The organism is Pseudoleptotrichia goodfellowii (genome assembly GCF_007990505.1).
GTDB classification, from domain to species: domain Bacteria; phylum Fusobacteriota; class Fusobacteriia; order Fusobacteriales; family Leptotrichiaceae; genus Pseudoleptotrichia; species Pseudoleptotrichia goodfellowii.
In genome coordinates this window covers 193,991-211,397 of the sequence record NZ_AP019822.1, presented here as the reverse complement: position 1 = coordinate 211,397, position 17,407 = coordinate 193,991, and the positions used below count along the sequence as shown (strand labels likewise).

17 protein-coding genes are annotated in these 17,407 nt (G+C 32.5%); all 17 read right to left on the bottom strand.

All coding sequences use genetic code 11. From position 1 onward, the window contains the following. Nucleotides 1–7: 7 nt before the first annotated feature. The 17 genes from FVE72_RS00975 to mreB all read right to left on the bottom strand — a co-directional run bounded on the left by FVE72_RS00975 (nt 8) and on the right by mreB (nt 17,357). The gene (locus tag FVE72_RS00975; RefSeq protein ID WP_026736907.1) at nt 8–460 is read right to left on the bottom strand and encodes an NUDIX domain-containing protein; all 453 of its coding nucleotides are present in this window, start codon (nt 458–460) and stop codon (nt 8–10) included. Next, nucleotides 447–1,766 carry a hemolysin family protein gene (locus FVE72_RS00970; protein WP_026736906.1) on the bottom strand — a complete coding sequence of 440 codons (1,320 nt, stop codon included), beginning with the start codon at nt 1,764–1,766 and terminating at the stop codon, nt 447–449. The genes FVE72_RS00975 and FVE72_RS00970 overlap by 14 nt, the downstream gene beginning before the upstream one ends. Before the next feature lie 44 nt (nt 1,767–1,810). Continuing rightward, the gene (accB, locus tag FVE72_RS00965) at nt 1,811–2,296 is read right to left on the bottom strand and encodes an acetyl-CoA carboxylase biotin carboxyl carrier protein (RefSeq protein ID WP_026736905.1); all 486 of its coding nucleotides are present in this window, start codon (nt 2,294–2,296) and stop codon (nt 1,811–1,813) included. Nucleotides 2,297–2,323: 27 nt separating this feature from the next. Further along, nucleotides 2,324–3,175: a bifunctional methylenetetrahydrofolate dehydrogenase/methenyltetrahydrofolate cyclohydrolase FolD gene (gene folD, locus FVE72_RS00960; protein WP_026736904.1), complete on the bottom strand. Its 852-nt coding sequence runs from the start codon at nt 3,173–3,175 to the stop codon at nt 2,324–2,326. Between the two features lies 1 nt (nt 3,176). Further along, entirely contained in the window at nt 3,177–3,833 is a 657-nt protein-coding gene (locus FVE72_RS00955; RefSeq protein ID WP_026736903.1) for a redox-sensing transcriptional repressor Rex, read from the bottom strand. A 28-nt stretch (nt 3,834–3,861) separates the two neighbouring features. Beyond that, entirely contained in the window at nt 3,862–4,794 is a 933-nt protein-coding gene (fmt, locus tag FVE72_RS00950) for a methionyl-tRNA formyltransferase (RefSeq protein ID WP_026736902.1), read from the bottom strand. 4 nt (nt 4,795–4,798) lie between these two features. Further along, nucleotides 4,799–5,311, bottom strand: coding sequence for a peptide deformylase (def, locus tag FVE72_RS00945; protein WP_026736901.1), 513 nt, complete (start codon nt 5,309–5,311; stop codon nt 4,799–4,801). 27 nt (nt 5,312–5,338) lie between these two features. Next, nucleotides 5,339–7,528, bottom strand: coding sequence for a replication restart helicase PriA (priA, locus tag FVE72_RS00940; RefSeq protein WP_232049492.1), 2,190 nt, complete (start codon nt 7,526–7,528; stop codon nt 5,339–5,341). A 44-nt stretch (nt 7,529–7,572) separates the two neighbouring features. Next, complete coding sequence (locus tag FVE72_RS00935) at nt 7,573–9,537, bottom strand: penicillin-binding transpeptidase domain-containing protein (RefSeq protein WP_006807714.1); 1,965 nt, start codon at nt 9,535–9,537, stop codon at nt 7,573–7,575. Between the two features lie 96 nt (nt 9,538–9,633). After that, a complete protein-coding gene (gene gatB / locus FVE72_RS00930; protein WP_026736899.1) occupies nt 9,634–11,067 on the bottom strand; it encodes an Asp-tRNA(Asn)/Glu-tRNA(Gln) amidotransferase subunit GatB in 1,434 nt (477 codons plus the stop codon). A 16-nt stretch (nt 11,068–11,083) separates the two neighbouring features. After that, nucleotides 11,084–12,193, bottom strand: coding sequence for a DUF3829 domain-containing protein (locus FVE72_RS00925; protein ID WP_026736898.1), 1,110 nt, complete (start codon nt 12,191–12,193; stop codon nt 11,084–11,086). Between the two features lie 115 nt (nt 12,194–12,308). Beyond that, nucleotides 12,309–13,772 carry an Asp-tRNA(Asn)/Glu-tRNA(Gln) amidotransferase subunit GatA gene (gene gatA / locus FVE72_RS00920; protein ID WP_026736897.1) on the bottom strand — a complete coding sequence of 488 codons (1,464 nt, stop codon included), beginning with the start codon at nt 13,770–13,772 and terminating at the stop codon, nt 12,309–12,311. Nucleotides 13,773–13,986: 214 nt separating this feature from the next. Further along, nucleotides 13,987–14,289: an Asp-tRNA(Asn)/Glu-tRNA(Gln) amidotransferase subunit GatC gene (gene gatC, locus FVE72_RS00915; protein WP_006807704.1), complete on the bottom strand. Its 303-nt coding sequence runs from the start codon at nt 14,287–14,289 to the stop codon at nt 13,987–13,989. Beyond that, nucleotides 14,279–14,950, bottom strand: a complete 672-nt coding sequence (locus FVE72_RS00910; RefSeq protein ID WP_006807700.1) for an HAD-IB family phosphatase — start codon at nt 14,948–14,950, stop codon at nt 14,279–14,281. The genes gatC and FVE72_RS00910 overlap by 11 nt, the downstream gene beginning before the upstream one ends. A gap of 9 nt (nt 14,951–14,959) precedes the next feature. Next, nucleotides 14,960–15,646 (bottom strand): pseudouridine synthase, encoded by a 687-nt coding sequence (locus tag FVE72_RS00905; RefSeq protein ID WP_026736896.1) that lies wholly within the window; start codon nt 15,644–15,646, stop codon nt 14,960–14,962. Next, nucleotides 15,633–16,259 carry an SMC-Scp complex subunit ScpB gene (scpB, locus tag FVE72_RS00900; protein ID WP_006807703.1) on the bottom strand — a complete coding sequence of 209 codons (627 nt, stop codon included), beginning with the start codon at nt 16,257–16,259 and terminating at the stop codon, nt 15,633–15,635. Before scpB ends, FVE72_RS00905 begins: the two co-directional genes overlap by 14 nt. A 57-nt stretch (nt 16,260–16,316) precedes the next feature. After that, a complete protein-coding gene (gene mreB / locus FVE72_RS00895; protein ID WP_026736895.1) occupies nt 16,317–17,357 on the bottom strand; it encodes a rod shape-determining protein in 1,041 nt (346 codons plus the stop codon). Between the last annotated feature and the right edge of the window lie 50 nt (nt 17,358–17,407).

Below are 17,407 nucleotides of genomic sequence, written 5' to 3'. Positions count from 1 at the left end.
TTTCCTCCTACTTATCCCATAACAATCCTAAATACGGGACTATCTTTTCTTTATTCAATAATTTTATAATCTGTTCTTTTATATTCGGGTACAATTTTATATTTTTTATTTTTTCTTTTTCAAAAAATTTCAAATCGGTAAGCATTTCTTCGTTGCCTAATTTCAAATCTTCTTTGGAAGTATCTTTTCTTTTTACTTTAAAATACAGATTTATCACATGTTTTTCTTTATTGGGAGCTATTGTTTCCGAAAGAAACAGGAAACTTTCGACTTCTATATCGAGATTCGTTTCTTCTTTATATTCTCTTATGAGAGATTCTGCCGTACTTTCACCCCAATCTACACCACCTCCGGGTACGAGCCAATATTTTTTATCATTTTTGGAATGCTCTATTAAAAGTATCCTCTCATTTTCTATTAAAATTCCGGCGACTCTTACTCTAGGTCTAATCTTTTCCATCGTCAGCTTCCCTTTCGTTATTTTTTTCAGTAATTATTATTCTCAATTTCTCTATTCTTTTATTGTCAACTTCCATTACTTTCAGGATAAATCCGTCTCCTTTTACCTGATCTCCCTCTTCGGCAACTTTTCCCAACTCGTCCTGAACATAACCCGAAACTGTGTCGTATTCTTCGGAAACAGGCATATTAATATCAAGTTCTTCGTTCAGTTCTTCTATTACCGTATCTCCTCTTATATCAAATATTGTTTCTTTTATCTGCTGAATACTTTCCTCTTCCTGATCAAATTCATCCCTTATTTCTCCGACAATTTCTTCGAGCAAATCTTCAATAGTTACTATTCCTAAAGTCCCCCCGTACTCATCAATTATAATTGCCATGTGAGACTGTTTTTTCTTAAATTCTTCAAGTAATTCAACCAGAGTTTTCGTAGTCGGTACAAAATAAGGCTCTTTCATCAGTTCCTTAATTTTCATATCCGAATGTTCTTCTTTGTTGTATTTTATCATATCTTTCATATGGACTATACCGACTATTTTGTCTATAGTTTCATTATATACAGGAATCCTCGAAAATCCCTGTTCCACTACTTCATCCCAAACTTCTCCTATGGTTTTTTCCATATCAAGAGCAAAAACTGTCGTTCTCGGAGTAAGTATTTCTTTAACTGTCGTATCGGAAAATTCAAAAATACTGTGTATCATTTCCTCTTCGCCTTCTTCGATTACCCCTACTTCTGTTCCTTCTTTTACGAAAGTTTTTATATCCTCTTCCGTTATCTCGAACATCTGTTCTTTTACTTTTATCCCGAATAATTTAATTATAAGTTTGGATATTTCAAGAAAAATTAAAATTACCGGTCTTAAAATAATTCTTAACGTATTTAACGGAACTATCAATGTTCTGGAAATTTTCGCAGCACTGTTTTTGGCAAATACTCTCGGTGTAATTTCAGTAATTATAAGCATTATAATTACTATAATGACAAATGCCGAAAACATATAAAATGATCTGTTCATATGACCGAAAAAACTGTTATAATAGCTTTCAGCAAGCATTACTGCAGTAGATACCGACAATACATATACTGCCGTTTTTCCCAATAAAAGCGTTGTTAAAAGTTCATTGGGATTTTTCAGCCATAATTTGAGCAGTGTTTCTTCTTTTGAATTTTTCTCCTTAATATCTCCTATATGAATTCTTTTAAGAGAAATCAATGCAGCTTCAGTTGCCGAGAAAAATGCGGATAAAAATAATAATATAATTAATAAAATAATTTTTACCCAAATCCTCTGTTCTTCCAAAATATATTACACCTTCCTTTAAATTCGGACTTTTTAATCATTTTCTATTCTATTATAACTAAAACCTGTCCTTTTTTTATGGCATCTCCGTCTTTTGCCATTATTTTTTTTACTTTTCCCGAAACTGAAGATTTTACTTCATTCATAAGTTTCATAGCTTCCACTATACATAATGTCTGACCTTCAGTTACATTATCCCCTTCTTTAATAAACGGTGCCGATGTAGGTGACGGAGCTATATAAAAAGTTCCTACCATCGGTGATTCTATTTTTGTTCCGCTTATTTCCTCAGTTGTTTCAACTTTTTCCGCTACTGTTGAAATATTGTCAATAACGGCTTCCGAAGATACCTGATTACTTGCTTCAGGTTGTACATTTACAGGTGCTCCCCCGTAAATCACCGTTCTTTTTTCTTTTCCTTTTTTTCTTAACTGTATCTCAAAGTTATTTTCTTCATACTGAACTTCCTCAATTTTATTTTCATTCATACTTTGAGCCAATTCTCTTATAAATTTTATTTTTTCTTTCACAAGATCTCTCCTTTCGATTACACTTTTTTATTTTTCAACTTTATTAATGTATGATTTAAAAGTATTTTTTATTAAACTTGCTATTGTCATAGGACCTACTCCTCCCGGAACCGGAGTTATATATCCCGCTTTTTCGGATACTTCTTCATAATTGACATCTCCGCACAGTTTCCCGTTTACTCTGTTTATTCCTACATCTATTACAACAGCACCTTCTTTTATATCTTCAGCACTTATAAGATTCGGTACCCCCGCGGCTGCTATTACAATATCCGCATTTTTAAGTTTTTCTCTTATATTTTTAGTTTTTGTATTGCACACCTGTACAGTTGCAGATTTTTCTATAAGCATAAGAGCCAGTGGTTTTCCTACTATATTACTTCTTCCGACAATTACTACATCTTTTCCTGCCGGATCTATATCGTATTCTTCTAAAAGCTGTATTATTCCGTAAGGAGTACACGGCAAAAATCCGCTTTTGTCTCCTGTCATCATTTTACCTATATTTACAACATGAAATCCGTCTACATCTTTTTCAGGCGAAACGGCATTTATAACTTTAAGTTCATTTATATGTTCAGGCAGCGGAAGCTGTATTAATATTCCGTCTATTTTATCATTTTTATTAAATCTTTCAATTTCTTTTATAAAATCTGCTTCTGTAACATTTTCATCCAGTCTGACAATTTCCGAATAAAATTTTACACTTTCACATGCCTTTATTTTATTTTTCACATAAACTTCCGACGCAGGGTTATTTCCTGCCATAATTACTGCAAGTCCTGCAGTTCTTTCGTATTTATCTCTTAATAATTTATGTTCTTTTTCTATATATTTCAAAATTTTTTGAGAAATATCTTTTCCGTCTATTTTTATCAAATTATTCCTCCCTGTCGTTTATATTCAATCTCCAGAAGTTCAATTCCTGCAACTTAGCAGAAATATCAATATCTACAACTACTATATTTTTAGGAAGCTCCAATTTATATGTTGTCATATTCAGTATAGCTTTTATACCGCTTCTTATAAGCTTTTCAGCAGCAATCTGAGCCTGATCTTTTACAACTGCCAATATAGCTGTCTCTACCGCTTCCGAAGAATTTTTTATAAAATCTTCTACTTCTTCCACATTTTTTATTTCCATTTTCAAATCGGGAATTTTCTCTCCGATTTTTTTCTTATCTTTATCAAATACTCCTACTATTTTAAAGCCTTTTCCGAGGACTTTACTGTTGGAAGTTATCATTTCTCCCATTTTTCCGTGTCCTACTATAATAACATCATTTACTTTGTTTATCCCTAAAATTTCTTCGATAATTTCGATTAATTTTTCAATATCATATCCTTTTCCTCTTACTCCGAATTCTCCAAACGTTGACAAATCTTTTCTTACTTGTGCAGATGTAGTATCCATAATTTTTGAAAGCTCTATGGAATTTATTCCTTCTTCATATTTTCGGACTTCTTTTAAAATTGATAAATAATTTGTGAGTCTCTGGACCACTCTGTCCGATATATCATTTTTTTTCAATTTCATTTATTTCCTCCGTAATTATTAAGATTTTTTATATCAGTTTTTCTCCCTGTAATAATTTTCTTCCGTTTATAACATCCGTTCCTTTTTGAATTTTTTTCCCTTCAAATTTCACTTCCGTTAATATTATACCTCCATTCCGAACTTTTACTACAGGTCCTTTTTTATTTATTATTTCTACAATTTCTCCAAATTCTCCATCGTACAATTTATCAGTCTTTTCTCCTTTGTAAACTTTAATATTTTCGTTTTTTTCATTAAAAGTATACGCACCCGGAAAAGGATTCAATCCTCTTATTTTATTATATACATTTTCTTTGGTATCTGTCCAGTCAATTTTTGCCTGTTCTTTGGAAATAGGCTTTACAAAAGTCGCTTTTGTATCGTCCTGCTTTTCAGTCTTTACATTTTCACTTTCGATAAGTTTTAAAGTTTTTCCGAGCCCCGTTGCTCCCAACTCTTTCAGCTTATCATGTAATGTTCCCAGAGTATCATCTTCAGTTATTTCACAATATTCTTTCAGTATAACATCTCCCGCATCAAGTTCTTCTTCAATGTACATTATACTTACTCCCGTTTCCTTATCGCCGTTTAATATAGCAGAGTGAATAGGCGATGCTCCTCTGTATTTAGGCAGTAGAGAAGAATGTACATTTATAATACCGTATTTCGGTATATCTATTATCTCTTTCGGAATGATTTTCCCGTAAGCCACAACTACTATCAAATCGGGATTTATTTCTCTTATTTTTTCTGTAATTTCAGCCTCTTTAAGTTTTTTAGGCTGTATTATTTCTATATTATTATCAAGCCCGAACTGTTTTACCGGAGAAAATATTATTTTGTTTCCCCTTGCATTACGTTTATCTTCTTTAGTAAAAATCAATTTCAAATCGGTATTTTTATAAACAGTTTCCAAACTCGGTATTGCAAATTCAGGTGTTCCCATAAATATTGTTTTCACTGATTTATTCCTCCCTGTATTTTTTCCCTTTGGCAAATTCTTTTTTCATCAATTCCAGTTTTTTGGAAATAAGTCTTTTATTCAGAACGGATATTCTGTCTATAAATAACACTCCGTCAAGGTGATCGAGTTCATGCTGAAAAGCTCTTGCCCACATTTCTTTTAACTCCTCAATTACTTCTTCACCTTTTTCATTAAGATATTTTACTTTTATTTCACTAGGTCTGTTTACTTTTTTATAAATTCCCGGTATACTCAGACATCCTTCTTCATATTCGATAATTTCATCACTTGACTCTATTATTTCGGGATTAACTATTTTTCTTACTTTATTTTCCACTTCAAGAACGAAAAATCTTTTCGGTATACCCACCTGATTTGCAGCAAGCCCCACTCCGTTAGCTTTTCTCATAGTTTCTACCATTTCGTCCAGTATTTTTCTAAGTTCATCATCTACAATATCCACTTCGGTTGATTTCGTTCTGAGGGTAGGATGCTCATATAAAACTATATTCATTATAAATTTTTCTCCTTTTTACTTTTATTACAACATAGACACAGGATCCACGTCTACGCTTATTCTCATATTTTTTTCATTATAATCGTTTAAAGTCGCTCTTATTATATTTTTTATTTTAGTTATATTATTTCTGTTGAATTTTATAAATATCTGGTATCTGTATCTCGTATTTATTTTGTATATCGGTGCTTTAAAAGGCTCTGATATAAATTCGTTTTTTTCAGGTTGTATTTTTCTTTTTACCGAACTCATTATCTTATTATAAAATATTTTCACTTTTTCTTCCAGTCCGTTTTCTTCATCAGACGACAGGACAATAATAATAAGCCTGCCGTAAGGAGGATAATTGAAAAGTTTTCTTATTTCCATTTCCTTTTCAAAATAGCCTTCATAATCATTTTCTACAGTTTTTTTTATAACTTCATTTTCCTTATTGAAAGTCTGTATAATAACCTGTCCTTCTTTTTCCTCTCTTCCTGCCCTCCCTGCCGACTGGACTAGCAGCTGAAAAGTTTTTTCTGCCGCTCTGAAGTCGGGAAAATTCAGTATTATATCCGAATTAACTATTCCCACAAGGGTTACATTGGGAAAGTGAAAGCCTTTGGCTATAATCTGTGTCCCCAACATTATATTGTATTTCTGATTTTTAAAGTCGTTATACAGATTTTCGTAATCTTTTTTAGTTTTCACACTTTCCGAATCTATTCTGACTATTTTTCCGTCATAAAATATTTCTTTCAGCTCTTCTTCTATTTTCTCTGTTCCGCTGCCTATCTGTATCATTTTGTCACTACCGCAGCTTTTACATTTTTTGTCGAATCTTTCTTCATATCCGCAATAACTGCATTTCAGCTTATTATCATATTTATAATAACTTAGAGAAATACTGCAGTTAGGACATGTCGGAATATTTCCGCATTCTTTACACTTTAACAGATTGGAAAATGCTTTTCTGTTTAAAACGAGCAGCACCTGTTCCTTTTTTGCAAGTGTATTCGAGATTTCTTTCAGCAATTCATCGGAAAAATTATTCGGAGTTTCATTCAGATCCACTACTTTATATTCGGGAATTTTTGCATTATTAAATCTTTCTTTCAGTTCGATAAGTTCTAAATCTCCTTTTTTCGCCTGATAATAAGACTCGAAAGAAGGTGTAGCCGATCCGAATATTACTTTTACATTTTCTTCTATCAATGCCCTTTTTATAGCAGCATTTTTCACATGATATCTGGGATTTGTATCCTGTTTGTAAGTATTTTCATGTTCCTCGTCAATTATTATATATTTCAGATTTTCTACCGGAGCAAATATTGCGGACCTTGCTCCTATTACAATTTTCTTTTCCCCTCTTCTTATAAACGACCATTCCGCCCTTTTTTCCACATCGGTAAGTTTACTGTGAAGTACCGCTACCGAGCCTGAAAATTGTCGCTCAAGTCTTTCAATCATTTGCGGAGTCAATGAAATTTCAGGTACCAAAAATATACTCCCGCAATTTTCTTTCATTGCATTTTTTATAAGATTTACGTATATTTCAGTTTTACCCGATCCGGTAACTCCTTTTATTAAATAAAATTTATTATTACCGTTTTCTATTCTGTTTACGGCTTTTTGCTGTTCATCATTCAAAACAACACTGTCTTTTAATATTTCACTTTTTAATTCGGTATTTTCTTTTATTTTAGACTTAGTTATTATTTTTTTTTCTATTGTAACAGCTTTTTCTCTTATTGCTTTATTTATAATTTTTTCCGAAAAATTTTTCTGCAGTGTCTGAAAAGTAACTTCTTTCTTTTTTTTCATATATTCGTTAAATTTTTCAATACTTTCAGACTTTCCGCTTTCTTCTTTTTCAAAAAGTTTTTCTTTCTTTTCTTTTATTTCCAAATCTTTTACATAAACCGCTTTTTTTGAATAATTTAATTTCAATGCTCCCGGATAAGCAGCTTTTATAACACTGTTATAATCGCTCAAATAATAGTCTTTTATCCATTTCACGAGTTCCATTATCACCGAAGGCACTGACAAAACAGGAGCTTTATCCGAAATAAATTTTATTTTTGCTGTATCTATTGTCAGCTCTGTTTCATTGATTTCAGATAAAACGAGTGCCATTTTATTTCTGTTGGCAAAATTTACAATGCACCATTCTCCGATTTCATATTTATCCTGTGATTTATATGTATATATATTTTTATTATTTTCCACATACATTTGATAATAATACATTATAACCTCTGTTTTCCGTTTTATTAAATTTATTCAAGCACTATTTTTATTTCCGTATTTTTATCCAGTTTTGCTCCTGCTGCAGGCCACTGGTCTGTTACTCTTCCACTCCCCGCAATATTATATTTCGGAAACTTTTTCTGAGGATAAACAGATAACAGTTCTCTCATACTTATCCCTTTAAGGTCGGGCATCAGATTTTTTCCAAAATCCTCGGATATTTTTTTCAAATCTTTTTTCGTGTAAGAATTTATTGCTATCTGCTGTTTTTGTGCAGTTATAATTCCCTGGGGATTTATCCCCTTGTATTTAATCAGTTTTTCAAGTACCTGTTTTACCGAAGGCAATGCAACTGCCGCTCCGTAATAAGCTCCATGAGGCTCATTTACTGTTATCAGTATTGCATATTTAGGATTTTCTACCGGAAAAAATGCAAAAAACGAACTGAAATATTTTCCTGTTTCGTATCCTCTCGTTCCCGATTTTTGTGCCGTACCGGTTTTTCCTCCTATATTATATCCTTCTATTTGTGCTCCTCTTCCTGTTCCTTTCGTAACAACGGCTTCCATATAATATCTGTTCAATCTCGAAACTTCTTCACTGAAAACATTTTCCAGAACAACAGGAGAATTTTGAGAAATTATATTTCCGTCATCATCTTCTATATGATCTACAATATAAGGTTTCATTAATTTACCGTGATTTACTACCGTATTAAGAGCCATCATTATCTGCATTTGTGTCATGGCTATTCCCTGCCCGAAAGCAATATTGGATTTTTTTACCTCTGTCATATCTTTCAATGGCAACAGTTTCTGTGTAGTTTCCGAATAAGTATCGATTCCTGTTTTTTTCCCTAATCCCACTTTTTCAAGGTAAGAATAAAAATCTTTAGTTTTCATCATTTGAGCAATTTTTACCATTCCGACATTTCCCGATTTTGCTATAAGATTTTCCAAATTCAGGCTTCCCGTAGTGGAAGAATCATGGTCTTTTATAACTCTGTCGGCTACTCTTATATGTCCGCTTGATTCTATCATACTGTTTTGATTGATTACTCCCAACTGTAACCCCGTTGAAACGGTAATCGGCTTAAATATTGATCCCGGCTCAAACAAATCGGTTATAGGTCTGTTTTTTACTTCAGCATTGTTTTCCGCTTTGGGATATGAAGACATCGCGAGTATTTTCCCTGTTTCCACTTCCATAAGTATTCCCATTGTGGAAACTGCACTATACTCCTCGAAAGTTTTTCTCAGTTCCTCATCAAGAGCATATTGCAAAACACTGTCTACAGTCAATATTACGTTATCTCCGTTTTTAGCAAGAACTACTTCTTTCGTATCTTTTAACGAAGTGATCGTAGTAAATTTACGCGGTATTCTGAATCCTTCAATAAGCCCGTCAACTCCCGTAAGCTGATCATTATATGTTTTTTCTATTCCGTAAACACCCTTATTTTCAGTATTCATATAACCTATTGTTTCCTGAAAAGCTTTATTTCTTATATAGTGTCTTATATAATTTGTTTCAAAAAATACTCCCGACTTCAAACTTTTGTCTTTGGATAATTCATCTAAAATAGCTCTTTTTTCATTATATCCCAAAATATAATCAAGTTTCAGATACTTTTTGTTCTGTCTCATTTTATCCGAAATATCGTTTTTAACTTTGTTTACATCAAAAGAAATTATATTTTTTTTCAAGAGTTCCATAAGTTTATCTATGTTTTCAGGATCTATCAATGTGGGATCCAATATCAAATCATACGTTTCCCCGTCATAAGCCAAAACTTCTCCATCGTTGGTTATTATACGTCCTCTTTTGGATTTTACCGTAAATTCACTTTTGTACTGCATTTCTCCTGTCTTTTGCCATTCACTGCCTTTTACAATCTGAATATAAAACAGATTTATAATGACCCACAAAAATCCTGCCGATATAAACAATACCAAAATCATCAATCTGAATCTAAAACTGTTCCGTTCTTTCATTTTATATTACTCCCGTAACCGAATCTTAAAATTTTCCGAAAATATCAGATTCTTATAATTTAACATTTCCCAAGTATCCGAAATTCTCTGTTTAAATTAACCCAGTTTCTCTAAAATCAATTCATTTATCATTTGCGGATTGGCTTTTCCTTTGGAAAGTCTCATCGCCTGTCCTACAAGATATTTCAACGCATTGCTTTTCCCCGCTCTGTAATCTTCTACAGACTGTTTATTTTCTTCCAGTACCTGCTCGACTATTTTTTCTATTTCACTGTTATCAGTTATTTGAACAAGCCCTTTTTCTTTTACTATAATTTCAGGGTCTTTATTTTCCAACAACAGCATTTCAAATACTTCCTTAGCTATTTTCGAGCTTATAACATTACTTTTTATAAGTGTTATCAATTTTGCAATATTTTCTGCAGAAACTGAAAACTTCTCTATTCCTGTATTTTTCTCTTTCAATACTCTCAATATTTCAGTCAGCATCCAGTTTGCCGAAAGTTTAGGTTCTCCAGACTTTGTTACGACTTCTTCGTAATATTCGGCTAATTCAGGCTCTCCCGCAAGAATTACAGCTTCTTTTTCATTTAATTTATAATCATTAATAAATCTTTTCGCTTTCTCGTCTGCAAATTCAGGCATTTCCTTTCTTACATTTTCCAGTCTTTCTTCGGAAATAATAACTTTCGGTAAATCAGGCTCGGGAAAATATCTGTAATCCATAGCTTCTTCTTTGCTTCTCATAGGTCTTGTAACTCCCTGTTCTTCATCCCAAAGCCTTGTTTCCTGAACTACTCTTCCTCCGTTTTCAATAACTTCTATCTGTCTGTTTGTTTCATATTCTATGGCTCTCACAACTGCCTTAAATGAATTTAAGTTTTTAGTTTCGGTTCTTGTTCCCAAAGCAGTATCGCCTTTTTTTCTTACCGACACATTGGCATCACATCTGAGCGACCCTAATTCCATACTTACATCACTTACTTTTGTATATTTCAGTCTGTCTTTTAATGTATTCAGATAAGCATAGGCTTCTTCGGCATTCTTAATTTCAGGCTTTGAAATTATCTCAATCAAAGGTATGGATGCTCTGTTAAAATTTAACAGACTTTCAGAAGTCGTATGTATACTTTTTGCCGTATCTTCTTCTATCTGGATTCTTTCTATCCCTACTTTAGTCTCTTTTCCGCTGTTTGTAACTATATGCAGTTCTCCGTTTTCAGCATAAGGCTTAAAATACTGAGTTATCTGATAGTCTTTCGGAGAGTCCGGATAAAAATAATTTTTTCTGTCAAACTGACTTTCTCCGTTTATTTTACAATCCAACGCCAACGCAGCTTTTATTGCATAATTCAAAACTTCTTCATTTAACTTGGGCAATGCTCCCGGTTGTCCCGTACATACAGGACATGTGGAAACATTAGGTACTTCATTATCATAATCGGCGTTACATGAACACCATACTTTAGTTTTTGTTTTTAATTGGCAATGCACTTCCAGTCCGATGACTGTTTCATATTCCATGCTCATTTTTTGTTTCCTTTCCTTAATTCGCTAAATTTGAATTTAATTTTTCTAGTACGGAGTTAATTTCTTTTGAATAATCAGAAATCATCTCGTTCAAATTCTCATTTTTCCTTTTTTCAATGTTATCTATGATTTTTCCGGTTTCCCTTGAAATTTTTTCTATTTCTTTTACTGATTTTTTATAATTTTCAGAATTAATATTTTCTTTTTCTAACTTTGAAACATCAGTCTTCTTCATATCAGAAAGTAAATTTTTAATTGTCTTCTGTATACTTTTCAGCTCATTTACATACTGCACTTCATCTTTTTCTTCTATAATAAACGGTTTAGATGTATCCAAATATAATTTTGTTCCGAACAGTTTTTCATTAAGCATTTCAAAAAGTAATTTTAATTTTATTATATCTGACTCTACTTCTTTTCCCTCAATATCTTTCAAAACACCTATGGTATTTTTCATTGTAATGTATTTTACTCTATTTCTTTGATTACTGAATTTTTTAAAACTTCCCTCTACTTTTTTCCGATTAGATAAATATTGTTCGGATAAATTTTTCCCTTTTTCAAAATTATCCTCTTTATACTTTCCGTTTTTATAATATTGCTTTATCTCTTCAATATTTCTTATTTTTTCTTCAAGAGAACTTAAAAATTTTTCAGCAGCTTTATCTAATTCTTCATTTTTATATTTTACTTCTTTTTTTTGCCACTCCTTAACTTTATTCATCTTTACTATCAATTCTTCATAACCGATACCTTCTATTTCTTTTGAGAAAGTATTGATTTTCTCTTCATTCGGTATTATAAAATTATTTTGATTATCTAAAAAAGTTCCCTCATAATCATTATGGAAACTGTCAGGAAAAAATGTCAGTCGGTATGAAATATCTAAATTTCTATAACTTTTTGATAATTCAGGATTTTCCATTTTTCCAATAATAATATTTTGCAGTGTAGCGGTATCTATGTCCTTATTAGAAAAATCTATCTCGGGTATTTCATCATAGCTTTTAGCTTTTACTGCATTATTCTTCTTTGAATTTTTTTCACTGCTTTTTTTACTCCCACAACCAAATACTAACAGTAATATTACTAATAAGAATAAATATTTTCTATTTTTCAATATCATAGTTTTTCTCCTTAAGGAGAATGTTGTATTCAGTAATATTTTTTTCACTAATTGCAAACAGATCAATCGACTTATACATTTAATCTCCTCCTTTCATTTAAATCCATACCATTCATTAAATTTCCGGATACTCTATCTTTCCTCTGACTTCTTCAAATTTATGTGACGCATTAAACAGTAAATCTTCTTTAAAATAATTTCCTATTAACTGTATTCCCACAGGAAGTCCATCTACAAATCCTGCCGGAACACATATTGCAGGCACTCCTGCCATATTTATCGAAACTGTGTAAATATCCGCTAGATACATTTGCACAGGATCTGTATTTTTTTCTCCTTTTTTGAAAGCTGTAGTAGGTGAGGTAGGCGTAAGTATAATATCCACTTCAGTAAGCACTCTTTCAAAGTCGTCTTTTATGAGTCTTCTCACTTGAGAAGCTTTCTTATAATAAGCATCGTAAAATCCTGAACTCAACACATAGTTTCCGATCATTATTCTTCTTTTTACTTCAGGTCCGAAACCTTCACTTCTTGATTTTACATACATATCTTCTACACTGTCATCACTTTTTCTCACTCCGTATCTGACACCGTCATATCTCGAAAGATTTGATGCTGCTTCAGCAGAGGAAATTATATAATAAGTAGAAATTGCATATTCAACATAAGGCAACGAAACTTCTTTTATTTCGGCTCCCAGCCCTTTTAACTGTTCTACCGCTTTATTTACTACTTCTTTTATATTTTTGTCCAGTCCTTCGGCAAAATACTCTTTCGGAAGCCCTATTCTCAATCCTTTTATATCGTTATTTATGCTTTTCAAATAATCAGGCACTTCCACATCAGCAGTTGTGGGGTCTTTTTCATCATATCCCGCTATTATTTTCATAATTCTTGCCAAATCTTCGGTAGATTTTGCCAATGCACCTATCTGATCAAGAGACGATCCGAAAGCCATAAGCCCATATCTCGACACTCTTCCGTATGTAGGCTTTATTCCCACCGTTCCCGTCAGGCATGCAGGCTGTCTTATACTTCCTCCCGTATCAGTCCCTAAGGCTATAGGAATCATCTGTGCCGCCACTGCCGCTGCCGAACCGCCGCTGCTTCCTCCGGGCACTCTTTCCAAATCCCAAGGATTGGATACGGATTTTATTGCAGAATTTTCATTTGATGAACCCATTGCAAATTCATCCATATTCGCTTTTCCCACTATAGGAACTCCCGCTTTTTTCAGTCTTTCCACAACTGTCGCATCGTATATTCCTTCATAATTTGCAAGAATTTTGGACGAAGCTGTTGTCAAATCTCCTTTTGAGAGAATATTGTCTTTCAATGCTACAGGTACTCCGAACAACGATGTATTATCATAATTTTTTCTTTTTTCTTCGTTATTGTCATTATCATATATTTTGGCACTTTCCAATGCTTTTTCCTCTAAAACACTTGAAAATGCTCCTATTTTATCTTCCAGTAAATTTATTCTTTCCAAAAAATGTTTTGTTACTTCTTCTGATGTTATCTCTTTACTTTTAATCATTTCGGCTATTTCACTTGCCGTTTTTTTATATAATTCCATTTTTTCACCTTTCCAGTAAAATTATTCTTCTATCTTCCTTTTTTATAAAAAAGGAAGCGAAAAAATATGGCAACTTAATATTTTACATACTCAAAAATGCCCGTTCGCTACAAAAGCAAAATAAGTTGTTTTTGTTACACTCACTATCACATTTTTCACGTTGTAAAATATAAATGTTGCAAAAATTATGAGCCGTAACTCTCATAAAATTCGATTAATTATCTGTATTCCCCCCACCTACTATTTTAGGAACAATTATAAAATCATCATCTTTATTCGGTGCATTTTTCAAGAGTTCTTTTTTAATATCTACACTTTGCACTTCATCTTTTCTAAGTCTGTCCTTTAAATCCAGAACATTAAACAAAGGCTCTACTCCTGTAGTATCGACATTATTTAATATTTCCATATGTTCCAGTATTTTATTCAAATCAGTTTGAAATTTTTCTATTTCATCTTCCTGAAATTCCAGTTTTGACAATTTCGCTATTTTCAAAACATCTTCTTTAGTCAGCATTTTTACTTACCTCTTTCCCGTTATAATATGAAAGAATTTCATTAAAATTATCAAATTCCTTAAATTTTATATTATTTTCTTTACAAAAATCAATCGCTCTCGTATTTTTTCTGATAAATGAAAAATCGGCCGTCTCTATTGCCCGGTAATCCGACGGTCCATCTCCCACAAAAATCACTTTATATCCTTGTCGCTTAAAATTTTCTACAGCTTCTTTTTTATCTACTCCGTAATACATTTCCTTATCCAAAAACGGATTTGTAATAGTTATTTTCTTTCCTTCAAAATTTATATCATTGGAAATAATTTTTTCATTTTCCAAAACTACATTATACTTCAAAAGTGTCCCCTGTATATTCAGTCTTGTTCCCGCACTGACTATTCTGAATTCCACTCCGCTTTTTATAAAATCTAAAAATGACACATCTATGTCAACTTTATCCTGTAAAGTTTTAATGTATTCTTCTTTTGTAATATTCAGAGATTCCAGACCGAATATAACAAATTCTCTCATAGATATTTCCTTATTTTTATATTGTTCTCTCAGCTTTATTTTGTACTTGGGATTATGTGTTTCAAGAAGCATATCTGTAGAATCTTTTTTACTGATAGTTATATCGAAATCAATTAAAAATATTAATTTTTTCTTTTCAATTTCCATTTTTCTCCTTTACAGACTTTTCAAATAGCTTACTTCTTCTTCTGTAAGTGCTCTGTAATCTCCCGGCTGTAAATATCCCAAAGTCAGTTCTCCGACTTTCACTCTTTTCAGCGACTCTACAGTATATCCTAAAATTTCCACCATTTTTCTTATCTGTCTGTTTCGCCCCTCAAATATAGCTATTCTTATTTCTTTTTTATCAATTTTTTTTACTTTTGCAGGTGCAGTTCTTTTACCGTCGATTACAACTCCGTGCTTCCATGCTTCCATATCCTTTTCTTCAACTTCTCTGCTAAGTTTGGCAATATAGCTTTTATACAGTTTTTTTCTCGGATGCATCACATGATTATACACTTCACCGTCATTACTTATAATAATAAGTCCTTCGGTCATATAATCCAGTCTTCCGTATGTAAACAGACGTTTTTTAGATTTTATATACTCTATCGCTAATCTTCTTCCGAATCTGTCCTCATTGGAGCATATAACTCTTTTAGGCTTATTCAGCATATAGTATTCGTAAACCGTGTTCAGTTTTATTTTTTCACCGTCCACTCTTACAATATCCCCCGAAGATATTTCCATTCCCAGAACGGCTTCTTTTTTGTTTACGGTAACTCTGCCTTCTTTTATCATTTCGTCGGCTTTTCTTCTCGAACATACTCCCGCATCAGCCATATATTTATTCAGTCTCATCTTCTACCTCTGTTTCTGCTTTCTTTTCTAATTTTTCCATTATCGACTCGGGTATTTCACCGTTTTCTTCTTCTTTCATTTTGTATAACAACTCTATTTTTTCATATTGCTCAAATCCCGGCAGTTCCGTTTTGTCATTAATACTCAAATAACTGTAAAAATCTTCGGTTACTTCATATAAATTCGGTGTTCCGATTGTTTTTTTCTTTCCCGAAATATAGACAAGGTTCTTTTCAAGCAAATTCGCCATTGTCTTTTCCACACTTACCCCTCTTATCTGCTCTATTTCAGTTTTTGTTATAGGCCCTTTATATGCAATTATTGCAAGGGTTTCCATCGTTGAACGGGTCAGTTTTTTTATTTTCATTTCAGGATTGAAAAATCTTTTCACATCTTCTCCGTAAAGAGGATTTGACACGAGCATTATCATTCCATTTTCGATTTTTACATTTATTCCGCTTGTTTTTCTTTTTTCTTTCAGATTTAAAAGTATTTCTTCCATTTTACTTAATTCTATTTCGTAGAATTTTGCCAATTCTTCCACTGTCAGCTGTTCTTTTGAAAGAAATACTATAGTTTCAACTCTGTCTTCCAAATTTTCATTAATATCCATACATCTCCCTAAAAACCCCGATACTTAACTTTCCTCATCGGATTATCCGTCAAGTTACTAATATTCATTAGTCGGAGATATAATTATATTTTTATAGGAATCAAAGTCATCCAGTACTTTTGCAATTCCTCTTACAACGGCATGGATAGCTTCATCACAAACTGTAACCTGCAATTTAAGCTCTTCTTCTATTTTTTCTTTTAAGATTCTTATTCCTGCTCCTCCACCGGAAATATAAATCCCTGTTTCAAATATATCGGCAGCAATTTCAGGCTCTATTCCTTCCATTGTCAGTTTTATCTCATCGATAATCAAATCTATATTTTTATCAATAGCTCCGTCTATTTCCGAAGCAACAATTTTTATACTTTTAGGAAGTCCTTTTCCAAGTTCTCTACCTCTTATTTCAAAGTCGGTATTTTTATCTTTCAGGCTTATAGTATTTACTTTCAATTCTTCAGCAGTTCTTTCTCCGATTAATAAATTATGTTTTTCTTTTACATATTCCATTATATCCTCGTTCAAATGGTCTCCTGCTATTTTTACGGATCTCGACGAAGCCGCTCCTCCCGAAACTATAAATGCTATTTCGGTAGTTCCTCCACCTATATCTACGATCAAGTGTCCTTTAGGCTCGAAAAGGTCTATTCCTGCACCGATTGCCGCTGCAATAGGTTCTTCAATAAGATAAACTTCTTTTGCTCCCGCTTCTTTTACTACTTCCACTACCGCTCTTCTTTCCACTTGTGTAACTCCGCTCGGAACACATATTATTACCCTTGAACTTTGAAATTTATCTTTTCTTATTCTTTTTAAAAATTCCGCAAGCATTTTTTCCGTAACTTCATAATCGGAAATTACTCCATTTTTTAAAGGTCTTATAATTTGAGTATGTTTTGCAGTTCTCCCCATTATTTCTTTTGCTTTTTCTCCGATATGTTCCACTTCGTCTGTTTTTACGTTTATTGCCACATAAGTCGGCTCGTTTATTAATATTCCTTCATCTTTTACATACACTACCGTATTTGCCGTCCCTAAATCAATTGCAATATCCCTTGTCGGCTTTGTGCTGAACTTAAAAAAATTAAAAAATTTCATAACTATAATCTCCTTTATTTTTTGTTTTATTTTATTAATTCCCTAAATTT